General features: G+C 68.1%; 31 protein-coding genes. 23 read left to right on the top strand and 8 right to left on the bottom strand.

Going from position 1 to position 24,667, the window contains the following annotated elements:
• Positions 1-3 precede the first annotated feature (3 nt).
• The gene (locus V9K99_RS07125) at positions 4-978 is read left to right on the top strand and encodes a helix-turn-helix transcriptional regulator (protein WP_337323194.1); all 975 of its coding nucleotides are present in this window, start codon (positions 4-6) and stop codon (positions 976-978) included.
• Here V9K99_RS07125 and V9K99_RS07120 read toward each other — a convergent pair.
• The gene (locus V9K99_RS07120; RefSeq protein WP_337336374.1) at positions 969-1,514 is read right to left on the bottom strand and encodes a hypothetical protein; all 546 of its coding nucleotides are present in this window, start codon (positions 1,512-1,514) and stop codon (positions 969-971) included. The two genes, V9K99_RS07125 and V9K99_RS07120, sit on opposite strands and share 10 nt — an antisense overlap.
• Positions 1,515-1,770: 256 nt before the next feature.
• Between V9K99_RS07120 and V9K99_RS07115 the strand changes: the two genes are divergently transcribed.
• Together V9K99_RS07115 and V9K99_RS07110 are read left to right on the top strand one after the other, a co-directional pair.
• Positions 1,771-2,679, top strand: a complete 909-nt coding sequence (locus V9K99_RS07115; protein WP_337323196.1) for a GNAT family N-acetyltransferase — start codon at positions 1,771-1,773, stop codon at positions 2,677-2,679.
• 109 nt (positions 2,680-2,788) lie between these two features.
• A complete protein-coding gene (locus V9K99_RS07110) occupies positions 2,789-3,673 on the top strand; it encodes a GNAT family N-acetyltransferase (protein ID WP_337323197.1) in 885 nt (294 codons plus the stop codon).
• On the opposite strand, the gene V9K99_RS07105 is transcribed toward V9K99_RS07110, so the two are convergent.
• Entirely contained in the window at positions 3,670-4,125 is a 456-nt protein-coding gene (locus V9K99_RS07105; RefSeq protein WP_337323198.1) for a MaoC family dehydratase, read from the bottom strand. The genes V9K99_RS07110 and V9K99_RS07105 overlap by 4 nt on opposite strands.
• A 12-nt stretch (positions 4,126-4,137) precedes the next feature.
• The gene (fabG, locus tag V9K99_RS07100) at positions 4,138-4,893 is read right to left on the bottom strand and encodes a 3-oxoacyl-ACP reductase FabG (RefSeq protein ID WP_337323398.1); all 756 of its coding nucleotides are present in this window, start codon (positions 4,891-4,893) and stop codon (positions 4,138-4,140) included.
• A gap of 101 nt (positions 4,894-4,994) precedes the next feature.
• On the opposite strand from fabG, the gene V9K99_RS07095 reads away from it, so the two are divergent.
• From V9K99_RS07095 to V9K99_RS07075, 5 genes are all read left to right on the top strand, one after another.
• A complete protein-coding gene (locus V9K99_RS07095; RefSeq protein ID WP_337323199.1) occupies positions 4,995-5,432 on the top strand; it encodes an acyl-CoA thioesterase in 438 nt (145 codons plus the stop codon).
• Entirely contained in the window at positions 5,429-5,848 is a 420-nt protein-coding gene (locus V9K99_RS07090; RefSeq protein ID WP_337323200.1) for an acyl-CoA thioesterase, read from the top strand. The genes V9K99_RS07095 and V9K99_RS07090 overlap by 4 nt, the downstream gene beginning before the upstream one ends.
• Positions 5,849-5,863: 15 nt before the next feature.
• Entirely contained in the window at positions 5,864-6,283 is a 420-nt protein-coding gene (locus V9K99_RS07085) for a globin (RefSeq protein WP_337323201.1), read from the top strand.
• Positions 6,284-6,311: 28 nt separating this feature from the next.
• Positions 6,312-6,740 (top strand): OsmC family peroxiredoxin, encoded by a 429-nt coding sequence (locus V9K99_RS07080; protein ID WP_337323202.1) that lies wholly within the window; start codon positions 6,312-6,314, stop codon positions 6,738-6,740.
• A 136-nt stretch (positions 6,741-6,876) separates the two neighbouring features.
• Positions 6,877-7,581, top strand: coding sequence for a GNAT family N-acetyltransferase (locus tag V9K99_RS07075; RefSeq protein WP_337323203.1), 705 nt, complete (start codon positions 6,877-6,879; stop codon positions 7,579-7,581).
• Here the strand turns inward: V9K99_RS07075 and V9K99_RS07070 are convergent.
• Positions 7,481-8,281 carry a mechanosensitive ion channel family protein gene (locus tag V9K99_RS07070; protein WP_337323204.1) on the bottom strand — a complete coding sequence of 267 codons (801 nt, stop codon included), beginning with the start codon at positions 8,279-8,281 and terminating at the stop codon, positions 7,481-7,483. The two genes, V9K99_RS07075 and V9K99_RS07070, sit on opposite strands and share 101 nt — an antisense overlap.
• Before the next feature lie 67 nt (positions 8,282-8,348).
• On the opposite strand from V9K99_RS07070, the gene V9K99_RS07065 reads away from it, so the two are divergent.
• The 7 genes from V9K99_RS07065 (at position 8,349) to V9K99_RS07035 (ending at position 14,122) form a co-directional block, all read left to right on the top strand.
• Entirely contained in the window at positions 8,349-9,347 is a 999-nt protein-coding gene (locus V9K99_RS07065) for a hypothetical protein (RefSeq protein WP_337323205.1), read from the top strand.
• A gap of 83 nt (positions 9,348-9,430) precedes the next feature.
• Positions 9,431-11,548, top strand: a complete 2,118-nt coding sequence (gene malQ / locus V9K99_RS07060) for a 4-alpha-glucanotransferase (protein ID WP_337323206.1) — start codon at positions 9,431-9,433, stop codon at positions 11,546-11,548.
• A 113-nt stretch (positions 11,549-11,661) separates the two neighbouring features.
• A complete protein-coding gene (locus tag V9K99_RS07055; RefSeq protein WP_337323207.1) occupies positions 11,662-12,261 on the top strand; it encodes a lytic polysaccharide monooxygenase auxiliary activity family 9 protein in 600 nt (199 codons plus the stop codon).
• A gap of 80 nt (positions 12,262-12,341) precedes the next feature.
• Positions 12,342-12,845: a hypothetical protein gene (locus V9K99_RS07050; RefSeq protein ID WP_337323208.1), complete on the top strand. Its 504-nt coding sequence runs from the start codon at positions 12,342-12,344 to the stop codon at positions 12,843-12,845.
• Between the two features lie 44 nt (positions 12,846-12,889).
• Positions 12,890-13,171, top strand: coding sequence for an aa3-type cytochrome oxidase subunit CtaJ (gene ctaJ, locus V9K99_RS07045; protein WP_337323209.1), 282 nt, complete (start codon positions 12,890-12,892; stop codon positions 13,169-13,171).
• A complete protein-coding gene (locus tag V9K99_RS07040; RefSeq protein ID WP_337323210.1) occupies positions 13,158-13,556 on the top strand; it encodes a DUF5130 family protein in 399 nt (132 codons plus the stop codon). The genes ctaJ and V9K99_RS07040 overlap by 14 nt, the downstream gene beginning before the upstream one ends.
• Positions 13,553-14,122 (top strand): GNAT family N-acetyltransferase, encoded by a 570-nt coding sequence (locus tag V9K99_RS07035; RefSeq protein WP_337323211.1) that lies wholly within the window; start codon positions 13,553-13,555, stop codon positions 14,120-14,122. The genes V9K99_RS07040 and V9K99_RS07035 overlap by 4 nt, the downstream gene beginning before the upstream one ends.
• On the opposite strand, the gene V9K99_RS07030 is transcribed toward V9K99_RS07035, so the two are convergent.
• Positions 14,119-14,832 (bottom strand): hypothetical protein, encoded by a 714-nt coding sequence (locus V9K99_RS07030; protein ID WP_337323212.1) that lies wholly within the window; start codon positions 14,830-14,832, stop codon positions 14,119-14,121. The genes V9K99_RS07035 and V9K99_RS07030 overlap by 4 nt on opposite strands.
• Before the next feature lie 281 nt (positions 14,833-15,113).
• On the opposite strand from V9K99_RS07030, the gene V9K99_RS07025 reads away from it, so the two are divergent.
• Positions 15,114-16,166, top strand: coding sequence for a serine hydrolase domain-containing protein (locus tag V9K99_RS07025; RefSeq protein WP_337323213.1), 1,053 nt, complete (start codon positions 15,114-15,116; stop codon positions 16,164-16,166).
• A 70-nt stretch (positions 16,167-16,236) separates the two neighbouring features.
• Here the strand turns inward: V9K99_RS07025 and V9K99_RS07020 are convergent, their stop codons facing one another.
• Positions 16,237-16,767, bottom strand: a complete 531-nt coding sequence (locus V9K99_RS07020; RefSeq protein WP_337323214.1) for a hypothetical protein — start codon at positions 16,765-16,767, stop codon at positions 16,237-16,239.
• A 71-nt stretch (positions 16,768-16,838) separates the two neighbouring features.
• Complete coding sequence (pepN, locus tag V9K99_RS07015) at positions 16,839-19,412, bottom strand: aminopeptidase N (RefSeq protein ID WP_337323215.1); 2,574 nt, start codon at positions 19,410-19,412, stop codon at positions 16,839-16,841.
• Positions 19,413-19,520: 108 nt separating this feature from the next.
• Here pepN and V9K99_RS07010 point away from each other — a divergent pair, with 108 nt between their 5' ends.
• From V9K99_RS07010 to V9K99_RS07000, 3 genes are all read left to right on the top strand, one after another.
• Positions 19,521-20,135 carry a mycothiol-dependent nitroreductase Rv2466c family protein gene (locus V9K99_RS07010; RefSeq protein ID WP_337323216.1) on the top strand — a complete coding sequence of 205 codons (615 nt, stop codon included), beginning with the start codon at positions 19,521-19,523 and terminating at the stop codon, positions 20,133-20,135.
• Positions 20,136-20,211: 76 nt separating this feature from the next.
• Positions 20,212-20,985, top strand: coding sequence for a hypothetical protein (locus tag V9K99_RS07005; protein ID WP_337323217.1), 774 nt, complete (start codon positions 20,212-20,214; stop codon positions 20,983-20,985).
• Between the two features lie 10 nt (positions 20,986-20,995).
• Positions 20,996-21,463: a ribose-5-phosphate isomerase gene (locus V9K99_RS07000; protein WP_337323218.1), complete on the top strand. Its 468-nt coding sequence runs from the start codon at positions 20,996-20,998 to the stop codon at positions 21,461-21,463.
• Here the strand turns inward: V9K99_RS07000 and V9K99_RS06995 are convergent.
• Positions 21,427-21,639, bottom strand: a complete 213-nt coding sequence (locus V9K99_RS06995; RefSeq protein ID WP_337323219.1) for a hypothetical protein — start codon at positions 21,637-21,639, stop codon at positions 21,427-21,429. The genes V9K99_RS07000 and V9K99_RS06995 overlap by 37 nt on opposite strands.
• 10 nt (positions 21,640-21,649) lie before the next feature.
• Here V9K99_RS06995 and V9K99_RS06990 point away from each other — a divergent pair, with 10 nt between their 5' ends.
• The 4 genes from V9K99_RS06990 to V9K99_RS06975 all read left to right on the top strand — a co-directional run bounded on the left by V9K99_RS06990 (position 21,650) and on the right by V9K99_RS06975 (position 24,647).
• Positions 21,650-22,477 carry an Fpg/Nei family DNA glycosylase gene (locus tag V9K99_RS06990; protein WP_337323220.1) on the top strand — a complete coding sequence of 276 codons (828 nt, stop codon included), beginning with the start codon at positions 21,650-21,652 and terminating at the stop codon, positions 22,475-22,477.
• 63 nt (positions 22,478-22,540) lie between these two features.
• Entirely contained in the window at positions 22,541-23,635 is a 1,095-nt protein-coding gene (locus tag V9K99_RS06985) for a PP2C family protein-serine/threonine phosphatase (RefSeq protein ID WP_337323221.1), read from the top strand.
• Between the two features lie 64 nt (positions 23,636-23,699).
• A complete protein-coding gene (locus tag V9K99_RS06980; RefSeq protein ID WP_337323222.1) occupies positions 23,700-24,158 on the top strand; it encodes a hypothetical protein in 459 nt (152 codons plus the stop codon).
• A 51-nt stretch (positions 24,159-24,209) separates the two neighbouring features.
• Positions 24,210-24,647, top strand: a complete 438-nt coding sequence (locus V9K99_RS06975; RefSeq protein WP_337323223.1) for an SRPBCC domain-containing protein — start codon at positions 24,210-24,212, stop codon at positions 24,645-24,647.
• The last annotated feature ends 20 nt before the right edge of the window (positions 24,648-24,667 follow it).

The following is a 24,667-nucleotide window of genomic DNA, read 5'->3' as shown; positions in this document are numbered from 1 at the left end:
CTTGTGCGAGCGGACCGGTTGTTGCAGATCATCCTGTTGCTGCAGCGGCATGCGCGGTTGAGTGCGCGGGAGCTGGCCGAGCGGCTGGAGGTCTCCACGCGGACGGTGATGCGGGACATGGAGGCCTTGTCTGCGGCCGGCGTACCTGTGTACACCGAGCGCGGTCGCAATGGCGGGTGTGTGCTGCTGCCCGGATATCGCGCTGACGTGAGCGGTCTGACGCCGCGGGAGGCGCAGGCGTTGTTCGCCTGGTCGGGGCGGGCCGCGCTGTCGGAGGAGCTCGGGCTGCGGGACGCGTTGCAGTCCGCGATGGGCAAGCTGTCGTCGACGCTGCCGCTGGCGCTTCAGGATGATGCCGAGGCGTTGTCGGGTGCGATCGTGGTGGACCGTCGCCGCTGGTTCGCGGAGATCGAGGACACCGGAGCTCTGCCGGTACTGCGGCAAGCGGTGGTGACTCGGAGACGGGTGCGAGTGCTGTACGCGTCGGCGAGTGCTGGGCGGCCTCAGCGTCGTACGGTCGATCCGTGGGGGCTGGTTGAGCAGGCCGGCCGGTGGTATCTGGTCGCGGCGCATCGTGGGGTAGCGCGGATGTATCGCGTGTCACGGGTGCAGCAGGTCGACGTACTCGAAGAACTCGCTGATCGGCCGATCGACCTGGACCTGCAGGCGGAGTGGGATCGCCTGCGCTCCGGACTCGAGCAGAACCTGCCGGTCGGGGTGGAGGTGGTCGTGCGGGTGCGACCGGAGCGGGTTGATCAGGTACGGCGGATTGCCACGCCGATGCTGGCCAAGGGAGAACAGGCGCGAGACGTGCCGTCGGACGACGAGTGGCCGCACCTCGCCATGCACTTCCGGGTGCGTGAGGCGGCGTGTGGCGTGCTACTGGGGTTCGCCACCGATGTCGAGGTGCTGGAGCCGCCCGAGATACGCGAACGCATGCTGGAGCTCGCCACCGCGGCTCTCGAGCTCTACGGCTGAGCTGGGCGGGTCGCGACGAAGCGTTGGCGGACGATGACGGTGCCGTCGGCATCTTCGTCCTCGTTGCGCCAATGGAAGCCCGTCTCGCTGATGTCGGTGAAGATCCAGCGGGTCTTGGTGGCGAGAGGTTCGCGGGCGTCGAGGGTGATGGAGTTCTCGCCGGGGTGACCGATGAACGTCATCACGAAGGCGTGCTTCGGACCCATCCAGGTGGAGCGGAAGGCCTGGAGCTCCGGGTCGTGGATGCGGATCGTGAGACCCCATTCGCCGTCGCCGTCGGTTGCACGGGCAGCCCGGCTGGGAGTGATCCAGATGTCGGCGACCGCACGGCCGTCGAGGGCCCAGGCGAAATGCCATTCACCTTTGGTCTGCCGGGTGACGTTGCCGGCGTCGTCGTACCAGCTGACATCGAGATCCCAGCTGCCGATCAACGGTGCGAAGGGCTCGAACGCCTTGGTGAACTCGGGCCGCGGTTGGTCGGACACCATCAGACCGGCCAGCACTTCGGCGGCCGCCACTCCATCAGTCATGTGCATGTTGGCCATTTACTCCTGTCGCACCCGGGGTCTGTCAAGGGCCCGCGGGCCGCCCGCCGCCGGTGACCACGTCGTGTCCCAGCACGATGGCACTTCCGGCGGTCGGGGCGATCAGTCCAACAGCACCGGGCCACTCTAGTGCCAGTCGGGTACACGGCAGAATCACAGTGAGCGCGCACCTGTTGCGATCGCGTTGCTGTTCGTCGCCGGCCGTTATTCCGTGGCGGCCGACCCACCTGCTGGTTAGGGTCCGGGCATGACGACAGGGGTGAGGATCCGGTCGGCCGTGGGTGACGACGCCGACGCGGTGACTGCGGTACGGCGCGCGGTCTACTCGTACAAGGTGATGTCGCCGGCGGCCACCCGGCACATGATCACCGCGCCGGCGCCGAGTGAGCGTTTCCTCGCTCTCGTCGCGGAGTCGGGCGGTGAGTTGGTCGCGTTGGGAACGGCTGGGCTGAACATCTGGACCAGCGAACCGGGGCAGAGCCACGTCGCGATCTACGTCCATCCGGACCATCGCAAGCAGGGCATCGGAAGTGCGCTCGCGGATCGGCTGCACCAGCACCTCGGTGAGGTCGGCGCGGTCCGGGCGCGAGCCTTCGTGCATCCCGACGGCCTCGAGTTCGCCCGCAATCGCGGGTACGACGGAACGCGGCAGATGCACTTCTCGCGCGTCGATCCACGCGTCCTGCCGGACCAGCCGCCGACCCCGGACGGCATCGAGCTGGTGACGATGGATCAGCTGGACCCGCGGCAGGCGTACGTCGCCGACTCGGTCGCGACACTGGACGAACCGAGTGACTCTCCGCTCGACTCGATCGACTACGACCGCTGGCTCGAGGAGATCTGGAACGGTCCGTCCCTCGACAAGTCGCTCAGCATCGCCGCGCTGGCCGGTGACGAGGTGGCCTGTTTCACCGCGGTCGAAACCGACAGTGACCGGGCCTGGTCGGGGATGACCGGGACCATTCCGTCGTACCGGGGCCGTGGGCTGGCGAAGCTGGTGAAGTCGGTCGCGCTGCGTCGCTGCGCCGCGGCCGGGATCACCGCCGCCTACACGTCGAACGACGACGAGAACGGCCCGATGCTTGCCATCAACAACTGGCTCGGCTACCGCCGGGTGCAGACCGAGATGGGACTGCTGCGACCGCTCGGCGGCTGATCTTCGAGGCGCGTAAAGAATGCGCTGAGACAGAGCTGTAATCGGTTTCGCATTCGGTACGCACCAGGTACCGCGTTATGTTCCGGAGAACTTCGCCGAAGGAGTTCGCATGGAGATCAGGCGTGCTGAGCCGGGGGATGTGGAAGGCGCGATCGCGTTGCACGACGCGCATGCGCCGTACCTGGTGGTCACGGCCTCGGCGCTCCAGCGCGGGCTGGCGTCTGCTCCCGTTCCGGGCCGGGGCACCTTCGCCGCTGTGGACGCGGGCGAGGTGGTCGGCTGGGCGTTGACGGAGCTGATCGCGGGATCAGATCCGCTGGCCGGGCAGCTGCGGGTGCTGGTCCGGCCGGACCACCGCGGCCGGGGCATCGGTGCGAAGTTGCTGGAGGCAACGCACGAGGAGCTGCGATCGGCCGGGGCGACGAGCGCGCGGGTGTTCGCCGACCCGTCGACGGTCGAGTGGGCGGCGCGCTGGGGCTACCGGCAGACGCGGCAGGTGCACTACGCCGGGATCGATCCGCGGAAGGCACCAGACCTCCCCGGAGTGCCGACCGGAGTGAACCTCACACCGCTGAACGAGGTCGACCCGCGCCGGCTCTACGAGGCGGATCTGGTCGCCCAGCGCACCAAACCGGGTGACGCGAAGATCACCACCCGGCCGTACGACGACTGGCTCGCCGGCGTCTGGAAGTCACCGGCAATGGTGCTCGAGCTGAGCATGGCGGCCGTCTACCACGACCAGGTGATCGCGTTCACCCTGGGCAACGGCGACCACACCAGGATCTGGTCGAAGATGACGGCGACGATGCCCGAGTACCGCGGTCGCGGCCTGGCCAAGCTGGTCAAGTGTGCTGCCTTGCGCCGGGCCGCCGACGCGGGAGTGCAGGCCGCCTACACCGCCAACTACGACGGCAACACCCCGATGATCGCGGTCAACGAATGGCTCGGCTACTACCGCGTCGCCACCCACGCAGTGCTGATCTGCCCGCTCTAAGGCACCAGCAGTACGACGGTCTCCGCGACGCAGGCGGGTTTCGTGGAGTTCTCGATCTCGATCACCCAATTCAGCGAGACCTGGATGCCGGCCGGGGTCTCGGCGGTGTTCGAGATCGACGCACTGGCGCGGACACGGGAGCCGACCGGGACCGGAGCCGGGAAGCGGACCTTGTTGACACCGTAGTTGAGCTTGGCGGTGACACCGCTGATCGAGAACAGTTCGTCACCGAAGCGCGCGATCAGGCTGAGGGTCAGATAGCCGTGCGCAATCGTGCCGCCGTACGGGCCCTTCTTCGCGCGCTCGACGTCGACGTGGATCCACTGGTGGTCGCCGGTCGCGTCGGCGAACGTGTTCACCTGCTCCTGGGTGATCTCCAGCCACTCGGTCTCGCCCAGCTGGGTGCCGACCGCGTGCACGACCTCGTCGATGCCGGTGAACGACTGCGCCATCTGCTGCTCCCTTTAGTTTCGCGGTCCGCCGGCGACGTACAGGACCTGGCCGGAGACGAAACCGGCCTCCTCGCTGCAGAAGAACGACGCGGCCGCGGCGATGTCGTCCGGCGTACCGGTCCGGTTCACCGGGATGGTCGCGGCGGTCGCCTTCTTGAACTCCTCGAAGTCGACGCCGACCCGGGCCGCGGTGGCCGCCGTCATGTCGGTCTCGATGAACCCCGGCGCGATCGCGTTCGCGGTGACGCCGAACTTGCCCAGCTCGATCGCCAGCGTCTTCGCCAGCCCCTGCAGGCCGGCCTTCGCGGACGCGTAGTTCGCCTGGCCGCGGTTGCCCAGCGCCGAGGTCGAGGACAGGAACACCATCCGGCCGTAGCCGGCCTCGACCATGTGGGCCTGGCAGGCCTTGGACATCAGGAAGCTGCCCTTGAGGTGTACCGACATGACCGTGTCCCAGTCGTCCTCGGACATCTTGAACAGCAGGTTGTCGCGCAGCACGCCGGCGTTGTTCACCAGGACCGTCGGTGCGCCCAGCTCGGACACCACCCGCTCGACCGCGGCGGTGACCTGGTCGGACTTGCTGACGTCGCAGCCGACCGCGATCGCCTTGCCACCGGCCTCGGTGATCGCCTTCACGGTGGCCTCGCAGGCACCCTCGTCGAGGTCGAGGACGGCAACCGCGTTCCCGTCCTTGGCGAGCCGCTGCGCGACGGCCGCGCCGATTCCCCGGGCCGCCCCGGTCACGATCGCCACCCGCTGTTGCGTCATCGCCTGCTCCCATCGGTCCATGCTCACGGCTCTGTGATACCGGGGATGACATTACCCACGCTCCGTCACGCCGGGAGGACCCAGGATGCGATGATCGCCGTGTGGATGATCACAGCACCGGTGAGAACCGCCACGTGTATCACTGCCCGCTGCGATGGGGTGACCAGGACGCCCTCGGCCATGTGAACAACGGAAGGTACGTCGACTACCTGCAGGATGCCCGGGTCGACTTCCTGTTCCGGACCGCCAAAGAGCTCGGCGCCGAGCTCCTCGAGACCGGCCTGCTGGTGGCCCGGCACGAGGTGCACTACCGCGCGCCGCTGCACTTCCGGCCGGAACCGGTCCGGATCGAGCTGTGGATCAGCGAGATCAAGGCCGCCTCGTTCACCGTCGACTACGAGATCCTGGACGCTGAGCCGGAGCGGACGACGTACGTCGAGGCACGGACCCGGCTGGTCCCGTTCGACTTCGCCGCCAACCGCCTGCGCCGGATCAGCCCGGTCGAACGCGAGGCCCTGACGAAACTGGTGGGCGCATGACCTTCACACATCCGGTGTTGGTCCGGTGGTCCGACATCGACTCCTACGACCACGTCAACAACGTCCGGTACTTCGACTACCTGCAGGAGGCCCGGATCGCCTTCCTGTCCGAGGTCATCGGTACGACGGGCGACTTCTTCGCCGATCACCCGTGTGTCCTGGTCAGCCAGACCGTCGACTATCTGCGACCGATCCTGCTCAGGCATCCGCCGTACGACGTCGACGTGTGGGTGGAGTCCGTCGGTACGACGTCGTACACGCTCGGCTCGAGGATCGTCGACCGGAGCGGGGAGAGCGAGGACGTGTACGCGAAGGCGGTGTCGGTGATCGTCACCGTGGACGGTGAGACACACGTCAAGCGGCCGCTCGCGGACGGCGAACGGGACGCCCTGCTCGGGCACGTTATGACGGCTTGAGACACTGGGGTTGTTATGACTGAGCAACTGAGCTTCTACGACGCTGTCGGCGGGCAAGAGACGTTCCACCGGCTGGTGGCTGCCTTCTACCGCGGCGTCGCCGCCGACCCGGAGCTGCGCCCGATGTACCCGGAGGAGGACCTCGGCCCGGCCGAGGAGCGCTTCCGGATGTTCCTGGAGCAGTACTGGGGCGGCCCACGGACGTATTCCGAGCAGCGCGGGCACCCCCGGCTGCGGATGCGGCACGCCCCGTTCGCCGTCACCCCGAGCGCCCGGGACCGCTGGCTCGGCCACATGCGTGCCGCGCTGGACGAGATCGCACTGCCACCGGATCGGGACGAGGAGATCTGGACCTACATGGTGATGGCGGCGCACAGCATGGTGAACACCGACGAACCGCAGTACCCGGGCGCGATCGACGTGTCCGGCCGCTGAACCTCTCTTCGAAGGAGACAACACGAGCATGGCCGCAACCCGTACCGCCAAGGCCCACTGGGAAGGTTCGCTGCTGGAGGGGGCCGGTCAGGTCACCCTCGAGTCGTCGGGCCTCGGCAGCTTCGACGTGACCTGGGCCGCCCGCACCGAGCCCGAGGCCAGCGGCAGGACCAGCCCGGAGGAGCTGCTCGGCGCCGCCCACTCGAGCTGCTACAACATGGCGCTCTCGAACATCCTGGCCAAGGCCGGCCACGCGCCGGAGTCGCTCGACACGTCCGCCGCCGTGACCTTCGTCCCGGGCGAGGGCATCACCGGCAGCCACCTCTCGGTGAACGGCAAGGTCCCCGGCCTGACCGCCGACGAGTTCGCCCAGTACGCCGAGGACGCCAAGAAGAACTGCCCCGTCTCCCAGGCGCTCGCTGCCCCCATCACGCTCGAGGTCAGCTTCACCGCCTGAGCGGTACCGACCCGCCGCCCGCGCAGCTTCTCTGCGCGGGCGGCGTGCTGATGGGGGAGCACCCGAGGCAGCAGGTGGCGGGCCGTTGTCGTGTTCCCGCCAGACGGCGCCGGGCGACCGGGCGCATACTGCGCCTGTGCCAGATGACGTTGCGCTGCTCGACAACCACTTGGCCTTCCTGGCCGCCCACCGGGGTGAAGTACGGCGTGCCGATGCCGGCATCGAGGTGGTCGGCGAGGACGACTTCTTCTCCTGCTGGATCCCGCTGACGGCGGCTGCCGAGATTCCGGACGGGATTTCGGCCGTGCGGCTGGTGCCGTGGAGCGGCTACGGGTGGGAGCAGCGGCTGACGGCCGCCGGGTTCGAGCCGGCCGAGGTGCTGGTGCACATGGAGTCAACAGACGAGCCGGACCAGAGTGACCCGCTGGACGCCGTCAGCACGGACGAGGACGCGGTGGCCTTCGCCGAGGTACAGGCCGCCGCCTTCCTGGGTGAGGACGATCCGGACATCGGCTGGTGGCGGCAGAAGCTCCGGGAGATGGCGCTCCACAACTATGCGAACCCGGATCAGTCCTTCTACCTGCTCCGGGTCGACGGCGACCCGGCCTCGATCACGCTGGTGTTCCGGACCGGGGAGGTCTACGGCATCTACGCGGTCGCGACCAAACCGGCGTACCGGGGGAGAGGCCTGGCCACGAGGTTGCTGGGCCAGGCGCGGCGGGATGCGGCCGGCGGGCGGCTCACCTTGCAGGTCGTCGAGGGCTCGGCCGCTGAGCGGCTGTATCTGAAGCTCGGCTTCCGTCCGGTGTTCCGGTCACCACATTTTCGTCGTCCGGCTTAGCCTCTTCGGCCTTTTCAGCCGCGCTGCCGACGCCGGAGGGCGCGGTGCTTTCGGGGTCGCGGGTGGTCAGGTTGCCGATCCGGAGGACCTCGCCGTTGCGGACGTACCAGGTGGTGCCGTCGTCGCCGCGCAGGGTCGTGATCCGCAGGCCGACCGCAACGACCACACCGGTCGCCTTCTCCATGTCGATCAGGTCGCCCACGCCGTACTGGTCCTCGAAGATCATGAAGACGCCGGCCAGGAAGTCCTTGACCAGTGTCTGCGCGCCGAAGCCGAGGGCGACACCGATGATGCTCGCCGACGCGATCACCGGCATGATGTTGAAGCCCAGCTCGGCCAGCACCATCACCACCGTGACGGCGCTCAGCACGATCGTCACGGCGCTGCACAACAGCGAGGCGATCGTCTCGGCCCGCTGGGTCCGGCGTTCGTTGGCCAGTGTGTTCTCGACGAACCCCTGGCCGATCTTCGACTTCGACAGCACGCCGGCGACGGCACCGTTCCCGGTCCGGCGGGCGAACCGGCGGATCACCTTGTGCAGGACCCATCGGAGCACGAAGAAGCCGATGATCAGCCCGGCGATCCGGGCCGGGACGACGACGATCTGGTCGGTCACCTCCAGGTTGCCGTCGTTGCCGTACCGGAAGAAGGTCGGGAAGGCCTCCGGCAGCGAAAACAGGGGGTGACTGACTAAGGACACGGGGTAGCTGGTCAGAATAGGCATCTCGCCGCCCGATCTTAGTAAGGCTGACAAGGGAGACGATCGCATGCCCAGCCGGCTGGATGACGAGCTGTCCAGGCTCGTGAGCGCGGGTGTGCTGCGCCAGTACCAGGCCGACGCGCTGCGGGACGCCGCGGACGCCGAGGTCACGGCCGCGCTGGCCGACCCCGGACGAGCCCGGCCGCAACCCGAGGCCGAGCCGCCTCCCAAGCCCAAGACTCCGCCGACGGCGACGCACTCGAGTGCGCTGATCGAGGTGCTCGGCTACATCGGCGGGGCGTTACTCCTTGGTGCGGTCGCACTGCTCACTGTGGCGAACTGGGGTGAGATGGGGCGCGCTGCCCGCGTGAGCACCGGTACGAGCGCCGCCGTGATCCTGCTCGGCGTGGCGGCGGTCCTCGGCGTGTTGCGGCGCAACGAGCAGCTCAGTTCGGCGCTGGCGTCGCTGGGATGCTGCGTGGCCGGGTTCGCCGTGTACGTCGCGATCGAAGGCGAGACCGGTCGCATCGTCGGGGTCGCCGTCGCGCTCGCGCTGGCCGCGGCCGGGCTGTGGTGGCTGGCCGGCTCATCGTTGCTAGTGGCAACCTTTGCGATCCTGGCCGTCGGTGTGTTGGTGATCACGGCAGATGTCCTCACTCCGGACACCGGGACGGCGGACAACAGCGCGGGCATCGCCGGGACCGGTTTCATCCTGGTCGCGTTCGTGATGGCGATGCTCGGACTGTTCCGGGACCAGGTGACCGCGTGGTCGCTGGCCGGGGCGGCGATGTTCAGTTCGTCGATCTGCTGGCTGATCCAGGACCGTGGCGAGATCATGGCGCTGGCCGTCGGCACCGCCGGTCCGGCCGCCCTCTTGGTCGCCTACGGTCGCCGGCACGCGTCGGCGTACGCGGTGGTGGGCTGCGCGATCCTCCTCGTCATCTGGCCGACCGCCCTCTACCAGCTCACAGACAACATGGCCGGCGTGGCGATCGGTCTGGTGGTCGCCGCCGCGGTCCTGCTGGTCGCAGTACTCCTGCTGAGTCGCAGACGCGCGAACCGGTAACCAAGCGGTGTCTGATGGTCCAGCCACCACCTACGGCGCGCGGCGTTACGCAGAAGGGCGGTTGATGCGGCAGACTCGCTGAGGTGACTGCTCCTACTCCGGCCCTTGTCGAGCTAGCGGTTGCCCATGGCGTGGCGACGGAGTACTGGAACTGGCAGGGCGAGCATGTGATCGTCTCCACCGAGGTGGTGGCCGCCGTACTCGCCGCACTCGGTGTGGACGCTTCCACGCCGGAGAAGGCGGCCGAGGCGCTGGACGCACACCGCCAGGCGCGTTGGCGTCGTACGCTGCCACCCACCCTGGTGATGCGGGAGGGCTGGACGCCCTGGTTCGCCGTACACCTGCCGCACGGGTCCACCGCCGAGGTGTGGGTGGACCTGGAGGATGGCGGGCACCGGCGGGACGTCGTGCAGCAGGACCACTGGGTCGAGCCGGAGTGGATCGACGGCATCCAGGTCGGTGAGGCGACGTTCCAGCTCCCGGGCGACCTGCCGATCGGCTACCACCGGTTGTGCGCGCGGATCGGCGGCAGCCCGGAGATCTCGGTCAGCACGCTCATCGTCACCCCACGCAAGCTGGAGCCGGAGAAGCTTCACCGCACCTGGGGCTGGGTGCTTCAGCTGTACTCCGTCCGCTCCCGCCGGTCCTGGGGCATCGGCGACCTCCACGACCTCGCCGATCTGGCTGCCTGGTCCGCCACCGACCTGAGCGCCGGCTTCGTGCTGGTGAACCCGCTGCACGCCGCGGAGACCGCCGGGCGGATGGAGCCCTCGCCGTACCTGCCGGCCTCGCGGCGCTTCGGCAACCCGATCTACCTCCGCATCGAGGACATCGACGAGTACGGCGACCTCGCGCCGGCCGAGCGGGATCGAGTCCGGGCCCTGAGCCTGCAGACCCGGGCGCTGAGTGAGGACCCGACCGCATTGGACCGCGACACCGTGTGGGCGGCCAAGCGGGAGGCACTGCAACTCCTGTTCGGTGTCAGGCCGTCGATCGGGCGGATAGCGGAGTACGGCGCTTACTGCGACCGGGAGAGCCAGGGGCTGATCGACTTCGCCACCTGGGCCGCGATCGCCGACGTCCACGGGCCGGAGTGGAGCAAGTGGCCTGAGGAACTGCGGGAGCCGACCGCTCCGGCTGTCGTTGCCTTCCGCAACGAGAACCCGGACGCGGTGGAGTTCCATTGCTGGCTGCAGTGGCAGCTGGACGAGCAGCTCGCCCGCACGCAGGCCCGGGCCAAGGCGGCCGGCATGTCGCTGGGCGTCGTACATGACCTGGCTGTCGGCGTACATCCGGACGGTGCGGACGCGTGGGCGCTGCAGAATGTGCTGGCACCCGGTATCCACGTCGGTGCTCCGCCGGACGCGTTCAACCAGCAGGGCCAGGACTGGTCGCAGCCGCCGTGGCGCCCGAACGCGCTGGCCGAGACCGGGTACGCCGCCTGGCGGGACCTGGTCCGTGCGGTGATGCGGCACGGCGGTGGGCTGCGGATCGACCACATCCTCGGCATGTTCCGGCTCTGGTGGGTGACGTCGCCGGAGCGCCCGACCGAGGGCACGTACGTCCGGTACGACCACGAGGCGCTGGTCGGCATCCTCGTTCTGGAGGCCACCCGGGCCGGTGTGACCGTGGTGGGGGAGGACCTCGGCACGGTGGAGCCGTGGGTGCGCGACTACCTGACCGAGCGCGGCATCCTCGGTACGTCGGTGCTGTGGTTCGAGCGAGACGCTGACGGGAAGCCACTGGCACCGGAGCGCTGGCGTGAGCTGTGCCTGGCGACTGTGACCACCCACGACCTGCCTCCGACGGCCGGCTACCTGGCCGGCGACCACGTGGAGCTGCGCAACCAGCTCGGCCTGTTGACCAGGCCAGTCGCCGAGGAACTCGAGGTGGACGAGGCCGACCGGGACTCGTGGCTCAACGCCCTGCGCGAGCGGCACTTGCTGAGCAACACCGACGGCGACGTCGAGCGCATCGTCGAGGCGCTTCACCGGTACGTCGCTCACACCCCGGCGAAGCTGGTCGGTGTGGCGCTGACGGATGCCGTGGGTGAGCGTCGTACCCAGAACCAGCCGGGCACCACGGATGAGTACCCGAACTGGCGGGTGCCGCTCGGTGGACCGGACGGGTCGCCGGTGCTGATCGAGGATTTGCCGAACAACCAGCGTCTTCGCCGGTTGATCGGCGCCCTCAACATTTAGTCACCGCTCGGTCACGAGCTGTTGACAATAGATTTGAACGGTTGTTTTCTATCTCTTGAGAAGGCGCCTTCCTTCACTGTCTTTCCGCCCCAACAGTTGAAGGAGTTGTCCGCATGCTGCGAGCACGGAAACTCAGCCTGGCCGGAATCGCCGTCGGTGCCCTGGCGCTGACGGTCAGCACCTCTGTCCCGTTGGCGTACGGCCACGGCTACACCACCGGGCCGACCAGTCGCGCCAAGCACTGCCAGAACGGCACCGTCCAGAACTGCGGCCAGATCCAGTGGGAGCCGCAGAGTGTCGAAGGCCCGAAGGGCTTCCCGGCGGCCGGTCCGGCCGACGGCAAGCTCTGCTCCGCCGGGCTGGCCCAGTTCGCCCAGCTGGATGATCAGCGTGGGGGAGCGTGGCCGGCGGAGCAGTTGCCGGCCGGTCAGAACTACAACTTCCGCTGGTACCTGACCGCACCGCACGCCACCACGGACTTCAAGTACTACATCACCAAGCAGGGCTGGAATCAGAACGCTCCGCTGACCCGCTCGGCGCTCGACCTGAATCCGTTCCTGACCGTCACCATGAACGGCGGCCGGCCGGCCAACAACGTCAGTCATCCCGGCACCGTTCCGTCCGGCCGGACCGGGCGGCACATGATCCTCGCCGTCTGGACCATTCACGACACGGCGAATGCCTTCTACCAGTGTTCGGATGTTCGTTTCTGATTCAGCCTGACGTTTCGTCAATATCTTTCCTGGGCAGTGCACTCCTTGAAATAACCGCCCCTATTTCAAGGAGTGTCCCCATGAAGACTCTGCTCCGCCGGGTTCTCGTTCCGGTCGTCGCCGTACTCGCCGGACTGCTGCCCGGCGTGGTCGCCGTCGAGCAGGCCGCCGCGGTCACCAAGATGACGCACTCGCAGGCGACCGCGATCTTCCGGGCCGCCGGGATCACCTGGTCGTCCAGCGGCAACTGTTCCGACTGGAACAACCCGACCTGCACGTCCTTCACCAACATCAACGACACCACCGTGTACGGCGTCCGCACGCTGAAGCAGGCGAGTGGATGCGCCATCAACCTCACCGGCGGCACCGAGGTCGGCCACGCCAGCGGAACCTACAGCCACCGCAACGGGTACAAGGTCGACTTCTCGCTCTACACCTGTGTCGGCAACTACATCCGGAACACCTTCACCCGGATCGCGGACCGTGGTGACGGAGCCGCTCAGTGGCGCAGCGGCGCAGGCAACATCTACGCGCTCGAGAGCAATCACTGGGATGTGACGTACTACAACTGCGGCGGTTGCTGAGAGGCGCTGACTGGTGCGGGGAGCCGGGGGATTAGGCTCTGGGTGTGATCACTGAAGTTTCCGGGCACAGCCTGCTGATCTTCGTCGGCATCCCCGCACTGGTCATCGCGGTGGTGGCGCTGCTGGTCTTCGCGCCGTCGATCGCGAACGGACCGCGGTACCGCCCAGGCCTGTCCTGGTGGGCTCCGCCGGTCTGGATCAACGGGCCGACCGCGACCAAGCCCGACCCGGCCAAACTGCCCGAGCTGCCAGGTGCACCGGGGACCACCGCGACCGCCGGTTCCGGCGTCGCCCGTTCGACCGGAGGCGCAAGTGCCAGCTGGTGACGCTTTCAACCCCGACCAGCTCTACGACATCGAGAGGGCGGTCCGGCACGCCGAGGAGGTCTCCGGCCTGCACTTCTCCGTGTACGTCGGCGGCGCCGACTCCGAGACCCGGCCGTTCGCCCTCGAGCTGCTGAACGAGCTGGACGACCCGGACCACTCGGTCCTGGTGTACGTCGACCCGGCCGGACGCCGGCTGGAGATCGTCACCGGTGCCCTCGCGAAGCGGCAGCTCTCGGACACCTCGGCCGGTCTGGCCGCGCTGGCCATGCAGACCTCGTTCGCCACTGGTGACCTGACCGGCGGTCTGGTCACCGGCGTACAGCAGCTTGGCCAGCACGCTCACCAGGCCCCGCTACTGCACGCGAACGAGCCGCACAAGCAGTGAGCCAGCGGCTCGAGCCACACCGCATCGAGCTGGACGACATCGTCCTGCGCCCGTTCGCGTGGTCGGACGAGCCGGCGGTCGCTGAAGCGCTGCAGGATCCGCAGATCCTTCGCTGGACCGCAGGTACGGCGGTGATCCGCACGCCCGCGGACCAGCGGGCGAAACGGTGGCTCGAGACACGGGTCGACGGCTGGGCGCGTGGCAACGCGGTCTTCGCGGTTGCGGACGCGTCCAGCGACTACGTGCTCGCCACGGTGTCCGTCCGCGAGGTCAACCGCCTGCCTGATCAGGCAGTCGTCGCGTACTGGGTCAGCCCGGCCGCACGCGGCCGCAGGCTCGCCGCTCGCGCACTGGATGCGGCAGCGCGCTGGGCGTTCGCCAAGGACGGACTGGGTCTGCATCGGCTGTCGCTGGACCACGCCCTCGTCAACGAGGGCTCATGCCATGTCGCCGTACGCGCAGGGTTCCAGCTGGAAGGCACCATGCGCGAGTTCTTCGTCGAGCCGACCGGCGAGCGGCACGACTCTCACCTGCACGCCCGACTGGCTACTGACCCTGTCGTTTAGTTGGGCGCACCGGCTGGCTCGAAGGTGGGGCAGGCCGGGCTCGGGTAGGCGCGCTGTGTCTTCGGTGCGGAGCACATGTCGAGCATCTGCGCCGACGAGGTGCCCGGACCCAGATAGACGATCCAGGTGTCGGTGACCGGCTCCAGGGAGCTGTTGGCGATCCCCGGGTACTGCCCGTCGACCAGCATCGCCTTCGCCGGGATGCCGGCTCTGATCATCTTGATGGCCAAGTCCTTGGCGGTCTGGTCCGCGGCCATCCCGACGTCGGTCGGGTATTTCTCGATCACCACGATCCACTGGCCGCGCTTGAAGGCCGGCGAGGTCGGTCCGGTGTTCGGCGTCGCGCTCGTCTCTGCCTTGGTCTTCGGCGCGACCGAGGAGGCCGGCGGCTTGCGATCCGCCTTGGACGTGTTCACCGACGGAGATGGATCCGTGCTCTGGGTCGGCACGCTCGCCACCGGTGCTCCGCCACCGCCGTTTGCCGCGGCGCCTGCTCCCAGACCCTCGTCGGTGGTCGGGGTCGATGCGCCCCGGGTCAGGATGAACGCGAACACGGCGACCATCGCGGCGGCGGCCACGATCGCCGCGCCGACCGCGCTGTGCGAGCGCTGGGGCTTGCGCGCATGGACGCTGTGCTGGGAATGACTCTGCCGGGAAGGGCTCTTCTGCTGTCTCCGGGCGGCGCGGGCGGGCGGCCTCCGGTGATCCACGGGTGTCACGGCAAAGGTCCCTCCCCAGATTCCCCGGTGGCGGATATTTCCGTGCAGCTTAAACCGAACCACTGCATAAATGAGTACTGCTCAGGTGATGAGAATCTCGTTCTGGCCAAGGGCATCGCGGGCCGCAGTCGATTCCTCACTTTCCGCCGAAGAACAATCGTTTGATCCTCACCGGTAGCGTTCGCGCTACCACTGTCCGGGTCCGTGGGCGATGGTGAGAATTCCCCGGCGCTGAAAACCTCCAGGCAAATGCTTGACCTACTGGAGGGCTGATGAGGGCTTTGATCCTGACGATCGCGGTGACGCTCGCGGCGTCCGTCGTACCGGCGAATGCCGTGGCCGGGCGATCCACGTTGCAGCGGGATGCCGACGCGATCCGGGCCGTCGGCGTCACCGGCGTACTGGCTCGGGAGACGTCACCGCACGGGTCGCGTACGGCGGTCAGCGGGGTGGCCGACCTGGACACCGAGCGGCCGCCGCGACCAGATGGCCGGTTCCGGATCGGCAGCACCAACAAGACGCTGGTGGCGACCGTCGTACTGCAACTGGTCGCCGAGCGGCGGATGGGCCTGGACGACCCGGTCGAGAAGTGGCTGCCGGGTCTCGTGCAAGGCAACGGGTACGACGGCCGGCGGATCACCGTCCGGCACCTGCTGCAGCACACCGCCGGCATCTACGACGGCTACTTCCCGAACATCGAGAACGCGCAGCAGTACTACGAACGCCGGTACCTCATCCACACCGAGGAGGAGATCGTGCGGGCCGGGCTGAGCCACGCACCCGACTTCCAGCCGGGGGAGGGCTGGAGCTACTCCAACACCGGCTACGACCTCGTCGGCCTGGTCATCAAGGCCGTCACCGGCCGGACCTGGTACGACGAAGTCGACCGGCGGATCGTCCGTCGGCTCAACCTGCGCGACACCTACTTCCCCGGCACGAACCCACGGATCGCCGGACCGCACGCCCACGGGTACACGCGGTTCACCGCAGGCGAGTACACCGACACGACCGAACTGATCGACGCGGACGCATCAGGCGGCTACATCTCAACGGTCAAAGACCTGGACATCTTCGTGCGAGCCCTGTTCGGCGGACGGCTCCTGAAGCCGGCCCAGTTGCGCGAGCTGATGCGGACAGTCCCGACCGACGGCAGCGCCGAAGAGATCTGGCCCGGTGCTCGCTACGGCCTGGGCGTCTTCTCGCGCAACCTGTCCTGCGGCGGCACGGTCTGGATCCCAGGCGGCGACCAGATCGGCTACAAAACCCGCCTCGCCTCCACCGCCGACGGCCGCCACACCGTGGTCGTTCGATGTCAACCCAACTGAACGACTCAATGGACGCGGTCTTCGCCCAGGAACGAACCGCCAAGACCCTGATCGACAACGCGATCTGCGACTAGGTGCCGGACGGGATGCCGTCGGACTTGGGCTGCGGGCGGGTGTCGAGGGCATCGTCGAGCCAGGCGTCTACGTCGACGTCGGCGCTGAGGATGTGGTTGACGTAGGAGGCTCGTTCGTGGCTGAGGACCTCGAGTTCCCAGACGCAGGGGGCCGCGCCGATCGGGGCCGGCCGGAGGTCGTCGACGTCCATCCCGCTGAAGATGCTCTGCCGGGACTGGAAGTCCTTCGCCCAGCTCTGCACGACGAGGTAGATGCCGTCGTCACCGAGGTGCAGTACGACGACGCCGAGCCCGACCGCACCCATCGCATCGTCGAACTCGAGCTGCCGGGTGGCGGTGGCGCGGGCGGCCTCGACCATCTGGTCGTCCCACTGCCGTCCGCGAGCAGTGATGATGTACGGCTTCACCAGGCGATGCGGATAGCGCCAGGGCATCAGCGGAGTGACAGGGCGAGGGCGGTACGCCTCGGCCAGTCCGGTCAGCGCTACGGCTGCCGCACCGGCCAGGGCGGGGTCAGAAGCGGGCACCGCCCCAGTCTTACCCCTACTCGGTCCAACACAACACCGGCGGTCTCAGTGAGAGACCGCCGGTGTTGTGTTCAGCTCGCGTCGCGGGCCTGGGCCGCCAGAGCGCGGGTCAGGTCGGCCTGGGCCTCGCTGACGTAGCGCAGGGTGGGAGCGTCCACTGTGGACGACTCCGTCGACAGCCAGGACGTGAGCGCGTCCAGTGTCGGCTGCTCGGCCAGGTTGCGCGGTGACAGGTAGACCAGGACGTTCTCACCCATCGAGGAGCCGAGGCGGGTGTACACGTCCTTGGCCGCGTTCAGGTACTTCTCGACGTACGGTCGCAGCAGCTCTTCCTGGCCGGGCTGCTGGAAGCCGAGGATGGTCCGGAACTGCGTCTCGTTCGGGGTGTCTCCGGACTCGACCGCGATCCGCCACGCGTCTTCCTTGGCCTCGGCGGTGGGTCGGGCGGCCCGTGCCTGCGCGGCCCGCTCCTGCCCGGTGATCGTGGTGTCGCGGGTCAGCTCGTCCTCGATCTCGTCGGCGCCGATCCGGCCGAGCCGGGCCAGTGCGACGATCAGCGTCCAGCGCAGATCGGTGTCGACGACCAGTCCCGTGGGCAGGTCGCGGTCTTCGAGCCAGGCGGCCAGCCGGTCGCTGCCGGCGTCGGAGAACACCGCGGAGCTGTAGGCCCGGGCGAACGCGAGCTGGTGGTCGCTGCCCGGCTCGGCGGTGGCGAGCAGCTCGGCCAGCGTCTCCTCGAACTGCGCCCGCAACGCCGGCCGGTTGTCTGGGGCGGCGTACAGGTTGATCGCGCTGGTCGCCTGCGTGAGCAGCGCTCGTACGCCGGTCAGGTCGGTCTCGGCCTTGATGCCGCGCAGCACGATGCCGACGTACTGGCTGGCCGGCATCTCGGCGTCGCGGGTCATGTCCCAGGCCGCACCCCAGGCAAGGGCCCGGGGCAACGATTCGGTCAGCTGGTCGATCGACTCGACCAGCGTGGCCCGGGACCGCTCGTCCAGCCGGATCTTGGCGTAGGTGAGGTCGTCGTCGTTCAGCAGCACCAGGTCGGGCTGGGTCGCGCCGACGAGCTCGGCCAGCTCGGTGCGCGGCCCGTCGATGTCGACCTCGAACCGCTCGGTCCGGACGAGTCCTTCGTCGGTACGGCGGTACAGGCCGACCGCCAGCCGGTGCGGCCGCAGGACCGGGAAGTTCTCCGCCGCGGTCTGCTCGATCGCAAAGGAGGTGAAGGCACCGGAGGAGGAGTCGACCGCGAAGTCGGCCCGCAGCGTGTTGACGCCGGCTGTGCGCAGCCAGCGCTCGGTCCAGTCGTCCAGGTCGCGCCCGGACGCCTTCTCCAGCGGCTTCAGCAGATCGGTCAGCTCGGTGTTGCCGAACGCGTGGTCGGAGAAGTACTCCTTCAGCGCGGTGATGAAGGTGTCCTCACCGACGAACGCGACCAGCTGCCGCAGCGTCGAGGCGCCCTTGGCGTAGGTGATGCCGTCGAAGTTCACCTCGACCGCGTGGAAGTCGACCATGTCGGCGGCGATCGGGTGCGTCGAGGGCAGCTGGTCCTGCCGGTAGGCCCAGTTCTTCCGTGCGTTGCAGAAGGTCGTCCAGGCCCCGGCGTACTTGGTAGTGGCAACGGCCTGCGCCCAGTGGCTGGCCCACTCGGCGAACGATTCGTTCAGCCACAGGTCGTCCCACCAGGTCATCGTGACCAGGTCGCCGAACCACATGTGCGCGAGCTCGTGCAGGACGGTGTTGGCGCGCGCTTCCATCTCGGCGTGTGTGGTCCGGCTGCGGAAGATGTACTCGTCCCGCAGCGTCACACAGCCCGCGTTCTCCATCGCGCCCATGTTGTACTCAGGCACGAACGCCTGGTCGTACTTGTGGAACGGGTACGGCGTCCCGAACGCCTTCTCGAACAGCTCGAAGCCCTGCTTGGTCACCTCGAACAGATCGTCGACGTCGAGCGAGTCCTTCAGCGACGGCCGGCAGAGCAGCGACAACGGATAGCTGCCGTGCGGCCCGACGTACTCGTCAGTGACGACGTGGTACGGCCCGGCCACCACCGCGGTGATGTACGTCGACATCCGCTCGGTCGGCGGGAACTCCCAGCGGGCCAGCTCCTCACCGTTCGCACCGGAGTACGACGTGGGCTCGGGCGTCGGCGCGTTGGAGATGACCACCCAGCGGGCCGGTGCGGACACGGTGAAAGTGAAAGGGGCCTTGAGGTCTGGCTGCTCGAAGGTGGTGAACACCCGGCGGGCGTCCGGCACCTCGAACTGCGTGTAGAGGTAGGTCTCCTTGTCGGCCGGGTCGACCGAGCGGTGCAGCCCTTCACCGGTGCGCGAGTAGGTGCAGTCCGCGACCACCGTCAGCGTGTTGCGGTCCGCCAGCCCGTCCAGCTGGACCCGGGCGCCGTCGTACACCGTGTCCGGGTCGAGCGAGCGGCCGTTGAGGGTCACCTCACGGACCTTCTCCGCGATCAGGTCGGCGAAGGTGCTCGCGCCGGCCGTGGCGGCGAACGTGATGGTGGTCACCGACCGGAAGGTCGGAGCGCCGCTCGGGGCGTTGGTCAGGTCGAGCTCGATCGCGTACTCGACATCGCTGACCACGCCGGCACGGGTACGCGCCTCGTCGCGCGTCAGGTTGGTTCCAGGCATGTCGGCATCCTATGCACCTGGCTGCCCGCTTCGCCGACGGTTTCCCCGCGACATTGGCCATGGATACCAAACCGGTGCCAAGTTGTTCGATTTTGTATGATGGTGAATATGACTGCCCCCGCAGATTTCTGGTTCGACCCGGCCTGCCCCTGGGCCTGGATGACGTCTCGCTGGATGCTCGAGGTCGAGCAGGTCCGCGATGTGAAGACGACCTGGCACGTGATGAGCCTCGCCGTCCTGAACGACGGGCGGGACGACCTGCCCGAGAAGTACAAGGCCAATCTGGTCAACCTCTGGGGCCCGGTCCGGGTCCTGATCGCGGCCGAGCAGGCGCACGGGAACGAGGTGCTGTTGCCGCTCTACACCGCACTCGGCCAGCGCATCCACGTCGACGGCCGCGGGGTCGGCGACGGCAAGGGTGACGTGGTGAAGGAGGCCCTCGCTGAGGTCGGCCTGCCGCCGTCGCTGATCGAGGCCGCCGACACCGACCGGTACGACGATGCGCTGAAGAAGTCCCACAATGCCGGCATGGACCTGGTCGGCATGGAGGTCGGTACGCCGGTCATCTCGGTCGAGGGCACCGCCTTCTTCGGCCCGGTGGTCACGCCCGCACCGAAGGGTGAAGCGGCCGGCAAGCTCTGGGACGGCGTCCGGCTGGTGGCCGGCACCGAGGGCTTCTTCGAGATCAAGCGGACCCGGGATCGCGGCCCGATCTTCGACTGATTCGGTCTCTACTTCAAGGCTTGTTTCGAGCCGGTCCGGCTGGTGAAGGTTGCTCACCAAAGAGTTCCCTCAAGTGGTGAGTAGGTACCAGATGACGTTACGTGCCGGGATCGCTGTCTTCGACCGTCGTACCGGGCAGTTCGTCCACAAGGACAACGCGGACCACCGGTTTCGGTCCGCGTCCGTGGTCAAGCTGCTCATCGTGCTCGACTATCTCTGGGACCGCGCTCCGGCATACGACGTACCGGCCGCGGACCGGGACCGGCTCGAGGTGATGCTGCGCAGTAGCGACGATGACGCGGCGAGCTACTACTGGGAGGAACTCGGTGGTGCCGCCATCGTCGACCGGATGGTGAAGCGGCTCGGCCTGACCCACACGGCCGGGCCGCCCGCCACCCACCCGGGCTTCTGGGGGTACGTCGCCATCACCGCCGCCGACACCGTTCAGATCTATCGATACATCCTGGACGAGGCACCTGAGCCGGTGCGGCAGTTCGTGATGGGCCTGCTGCATCAGCCGACCCGCCTCGGCACCGACGGTTTCGATCAGTACTTCGGGATCGCATCGGTCTTCGATCCTGACTTCAGCATCAAGCAGGGCTGGTCCGGTTTCCTCGGGTCGAGCGGCTACCGCTCGGACACGGCCAAGCCGGTCGATGCCCCGCTGGACCTGGTCAGCGATGCCCTGCACACCACGGGGACTGTAGGGCCGGGGGACCGGACGATCGTCGCGGTATTCACGTTGCACCCGTCCGGAACGCCGTACGAGACGGCCTACGCCGAGGTGACGCGGCTGACCGCGGAGCTGACAGTGCCAGGCGGCGTACGCGCGCAAGGCGGCGGACAGTAGATTGCAGGCCATGCGAGTGCACATCGGCTCCGACCATGCCGGCTTCGAACTGAAGAACCACCTGGTCCAGCACCTCAAGGGTGCCGGGCACGACGTCGTCGACCACGGCCCGGCCGTGTACGACGCGATCGACGACTACCCGCCGTTCTGCCTGCGGGCCGGTGAGGCGGTGGCGAAGGAGGAAGGCAGTCTCGGCATCGTGGTCGGTGGTTCCGGCAACGGTGAGCAGATCGCCGCCAACAAGGTGAAGGGGATCCGGGCGATCCTGGCCTGGAGCACCGACACCGCGCGGCTCGGGCGCGAGCACAACAACGCGAACGTGATCAGCGTCGGAGCGCGGATGCACTCCGAAGAGGAGGCGACCGGGTTCGTCGACACGTTCCTGGCCACCGACTACTCGGGCGAGGACCGGCACACCCGCCGGATCGACATGCTGTCCGCCTACGAGTCGACCGGCGAGCTCCCGCCGCTGCCCTGATCGGTCGGCTCGCCGTTCTCTGGCTTGTCGTCGCCGGTCTGTTTGGCCTCGACCGGCCGGCGGTTGACCGGCTGCCGCGGGCGGGAGACGTCCCGGGCCCGCATCGAGCGAGCGGTTCCGACCACGGCAGGCGTGGGCGGACCGCTCCGGCCCTTGGCACCACTTGTCATCCCCATATGAGGAATCATGCCTGAAGGTCACACCCTGCACCGCCTGGCGAACGACGTCTGGGACGCGTTCGGCGGCCGCCCGGTCCAGGCGTCCAGTCCGCAGGGCCGGTTCGCCGACGGCGCAGCCCGGCTGAACGGCCAGATCCTGCGGCAGACCGAGGCGCACGGCAAGCACTTCCTGGCCGACTTCGAGGGTGCCGGCTGGCTGCACATCCACCTCGGCCTGATCGGCAAGGTCGACTTCGGGTCGGCCCCGGTCCCCGCACCGGTCGGCCAGGTCCGCCTCCGGTTGCAGAACGAGACGTCGTACGCCGATCTGCGCGGAGCGACCGTGTGCGAGGTGCTGACCGATCCCGAACGTGAGGCGTTGATGGCGCGGCTCGGTCCGGATCCGCTGCGCGACGACGCCGACCCCGAGCTGGCCTGGAAACGGATCCACCGCAGCAAGCTGCCGATCGGGCAACTGCTGATGGACCAGGAAGTACTGAGTGGCGTCGGCAACGTCTATCGTGCCGAGGTGCTGTTCCGGGCGAAGCTGCACCCGATGACACGCGGCCACCTGGTGAAGAAGCGCGAATGGCAGGGGATGTGGGACGACCTGCTCGAGCTGATGAAGTACGGCGTCGAGACCGGCCGGATCGACACCGTTGCCGACGACCACACCCCCGAGGCGATGGGCCGTGATCCACGCCAGGACGACCACGGCGGCGAGGTGTACGTGTACCGCCGGCAAGGGCAGCGCTGCCACGTCTGCCACTCGGTGGTCCGGACCGAGATATTGGCCGGACGCAACTTGTTCTGGTGCCCGAAGTGCCAGCGCGCCGGCCTCACTCGCAAGAGCTGACAGTCATCAGTTGTGTTACGACTGGATGCGCGGACCGGCCAGTCCCGTTATCTTCTTCACACCATGAACAGGAGCGGCGGTCTCGCGGGCGTACGACGGATCGGTCGCCGGGTCGAGGCGCTGGTCCGGCGTGCGCGTCGCTCCCACCAGTTGGCGTTCGTCGCGCTGCTGCTGATGTCGGTGGTCATCGCCGGTTTCAGCCTGGCCTGGCCCGCGCATGTGCCGGCCTCGGCCCTGATCGTCCCGCTGTTGCTCGGCGGCCTGGTGCTGCGCTTCCGGCTACTGGTCGCGCTGACCTGCATCACCTTGGCGTTCGGTTCGTACGTCGTCTGGTCGCGGCCGCCGCCGTTGCCGAAGATGGGCTTCGTCCTGGTGCTCGGGGTGGTCGGGTGGATCGTGATCACCAGCGCCAAGGTCCGCAGCCGGCTCGGCGTATCGGGGACCCGGGGCGAGTCGATGCTGATGGAGTTGCGCGAGACGCTGACGGCCCAGGGTGAACTCCCGGACCTGCCGGCCGGGTGGCGGGCCGAGGCTGCGATCCGGTCCGCCGGTGGGTCGAAGTTCTCCGGTGACTTCGTCGTGTCGACGACTCGCGGCGACCGGCTCGAGGTCGCGCTGGTCGATGTCTCGGGCAAGGGAATCGACGCGGGCACCCGGGCGCTGCTGTTATCCGGTGCGTTCGGTGGACTGCTCGGCGTCGTACCGGAAGCGGAGTTCCTGCCGTCGGCGAACCAGTACATGCGGCGCCAGGACTGGGACGACGACTTCGCCACCGTGGTTCATGTCGCCGTCGACCTGAAGACCGGGGACTTCGACGTACGGACGGCCGGTCATCCGCCAGCGATCCAGTTCGACGCGTGGTCGGGGCGATGGCAGACGCGGGACGCCGACGGGCCGTTGCTCGGGTTGGTGGAGACGCCGGACTTCACGGTGAACCACGGGCTGCTGAAGCCGGGGGACGCGTTGTTCCTGTACAGCGACGGGATGGTCGAGACACCGCTGCGGGACATCGGGCGGGGGACCGACCGGCTGGCGGGGCACGCGGAACGCCTGGTCGCCAAGGGGTTTCAGGGCGGTGCCGCGGAACTGGTCGAGGCGGCCGGCGGGCCGGGGGACGACTCCGCGATCGTGATCATCCATCGCGCGGCGCTCGGCTAGCTCCGGAGATGGCTCCGGGGATGGCTCCGGGGATGGCTCCGGGGATGGCGTAGCCTGCACGGTCGTGACGATCGACAAAGATGTCTCGTTCGACGTGGACGCTGATCGGGCTGCGCCGGACGTCTCGTTCGATGAGCTGCTCGCGTCGATGCCGGACGAGGTCCGGGACGCGTTCCCGCCGTACCACTGGCAGCTGGAGAAGTTGTGGGAACTCGATCTGAAGGTCGAGCCGGTGGAGGTTGCCGACCTGATCTGGATGTTCGACCTGCCGCTGTGGCAGCTCGACGGCGAACGGTTCAAGGTCACCCCGAACCAGGTCGCTGCCACTCCGATGAACTTCCGCGCCCACTATCAGCGCGTGATGGACGCCGACCTCGACTTCCCGATCAACCTGGTCGCGTATCGCGGCCGTCTCGTCGTCCTCGACGGCGTCCATCGGCTGCTCAAGGCCCACTTCCTGCGCCGCCGCTGGATCGAGGCCACCATCGCGACCGCGACCCAGCTGCAGGCCTGTGCACCTTGATGTGCAAGTGGCGACTTGCACATCGGTTAGTTGCGTGGCAGGGTTGGGGGCATGGAGAGCACGGTGGAGCGTGAGGTGTACGTCGAGGCGCGGCCGGAGGTGGTGTGGGCGGCCGTGACCCAGCCGGAGAACTTTGCCCGTTGGTATGCGTTCGGCGGGGTCGAGATCGATCTGCGTCCAGGTGGTCGGCTGGTGATGCGGTGGGACGAGCACGGGGAATATCTCGGGTTCGTGGAGAAGGTGGAGCCAGGTCGCCGGTTCGCCTATCGGTACGCCGTCGATCCTGGTGTGGACCCGATTCCGGGGAACTCGAACCTGGTCGAGTTCACCCTCACGCCGGAAGGTGAGGGGACGAGGTTGCGGGTGGTGGAGACCGGGTTCGATCGGCTGGATGTCTCGGCGGAGGAGCAGGTCAAGCGTGCGGATGAGTCCGCGCAGGGCTGGGACGGTGGCCTCGCTGCGCTGACGGAGTTGGCGCCAACGCTGTGATGGAGACTGTCGCCTCGCCT

It is taken from the genome of Kribbella sp. CCNWLW201, assembly GCF_037203805.1.
Lineage (GTDB): Bacteria > Actinomycetota > Actinomycetes > Propionibacteriales > Kribbellaceae > Kribbella.
Note: the sequence above shows the minus strand (reverse complement) of the source record. Positions and strands in the feature narration are given on the sequence as shown.

Coding starts and splice junctions, on each gene's coding strand:
- V9K99_RS07025 (WP_337323213.1), top strand. CDS start 15,114: ATGAGGGCTTTGATCCTGACGATCGCGGTGACGCTCGCGGCGTCCGTC.
- fabG (WP_337323398.1), bottom strand. CDS start 4,893: ATGACGCAACAGCGGGTGGCGATCGTGACCGGGGCGGCCCGGGGAATC.
- V9K99_RS06990 (WP_337323220.1), top strand. CDS start 21,650: ATGCCTGAAGGTCACACCCTGCACCGCCTGGCGAACGACGTCTGGGAC.
- V9K99_RS07000 (WP_337323218.1), top strand. CDS start 20,996: ATGCGAGTGCACATCGGCTCCGACCATGCCGGCTTCGAACTGAAGAAC.
- V9K99_RS07065 (WP_337323205.1), top strand. CDS start 8,349: ATGCCCAGCCGGCTGGATGACGAGCTGTCCAGGCTCGTGAGCGCGGGT.
- V9K99_RS07085 (WP_337323201.1), top strand. CDS start 5,864: ATGACTGAGCAACTGAGCTTCTACGACGCTGTCGGCGGGCAAGAGACG.
- V9K99_RS07110 (WP_337323197.1), top strand. CDS start 2,789: ATGGAGATCAGGCGTGCTGAGCCGGGGGATGTGGAAGGCGCGATCGCG.
- V9K99_RS07055 (WP_337323207.1), top strand. CDS start 11,662: ATGCTGCGAGCACGGAAACTCAGCCTGGCCGGAATCGCCGTCGGTGCC.
- V9K99_RS07115 (WP_337323196.1), top strand. CDS start 1,771: ATGACGACAGGGGTGAGGATCCGGTCGGCCGTGGGTGACGACGCCGAC.
- V9K99_RS07080 (WP_337323202.1), top strand. CDS start 6,312: ATGGCCGCAACCCGTACCGCCAAGGCCCACTGGGAAGGTTCGCTGCTG.
- V9K99_RS07050 (WP_337323208.1), top strand. CDS start 12,342: ATGAAGACTCTGCTCCGCCGGGTTCTCGTTCCGGTCGTCGCCGTACTC.
- V9K99_RS06985 (WP_337323221.1), top strand. CDS start 22,541: ATGAACAGGAGCGGCGGTCTCGCGGGCGTACGACGGATCGGTCGCCGG.
- pepN (WP_337323215.1), bottom strand. CDS start 19,412: ATGCCTGGAACCAACCTGACGCGCGACGAGGCGCGTACCCGTGCCGGC.
- V9K99_RS06995 (WP_337323219.1), bottom strand. CDS start 21,639: ATGGGGATGACAAGTGGTGCCAAGGGCCGGAGCGGTCCGCCCACGCCT.
- V9K99_RS06975 (WP_337323223.1), top strand. CDS start 24,210: ATGGAGAGCACGGTGGAGCGTGAGGTGTACGTCGAGGCGCGGCCGGAG.
- V9K99_RS07090 (WP_337323200.1), top strand. CDS start 5,429: ATGACCTTCACACATCCGGTGTTGGTCCGGTGGTCCGACATCGACTCC.
- V9K99_RS07010 (WP_337323216.1), top strand. CDS start 19,521: ATGACTGCCCCCGCAGATTTCTGGTTCGACCCGGCCTGCCCCTGGGCC.
- V9K99_RS07120 (WP_337336374.1), bottom strand. CDS start 1,514: ATGCACATGACTGATGGAGTGGCGGCCGCCGAAGTGCTGGCCGGTCTG.
- V9K99_RS07105 (WP_337323198.1), bottom strand. CDS start 4,125: ATGGCGCAGTCGTTCACCGGCATCGACGAGGTCGTGCACGCGGTCGGC.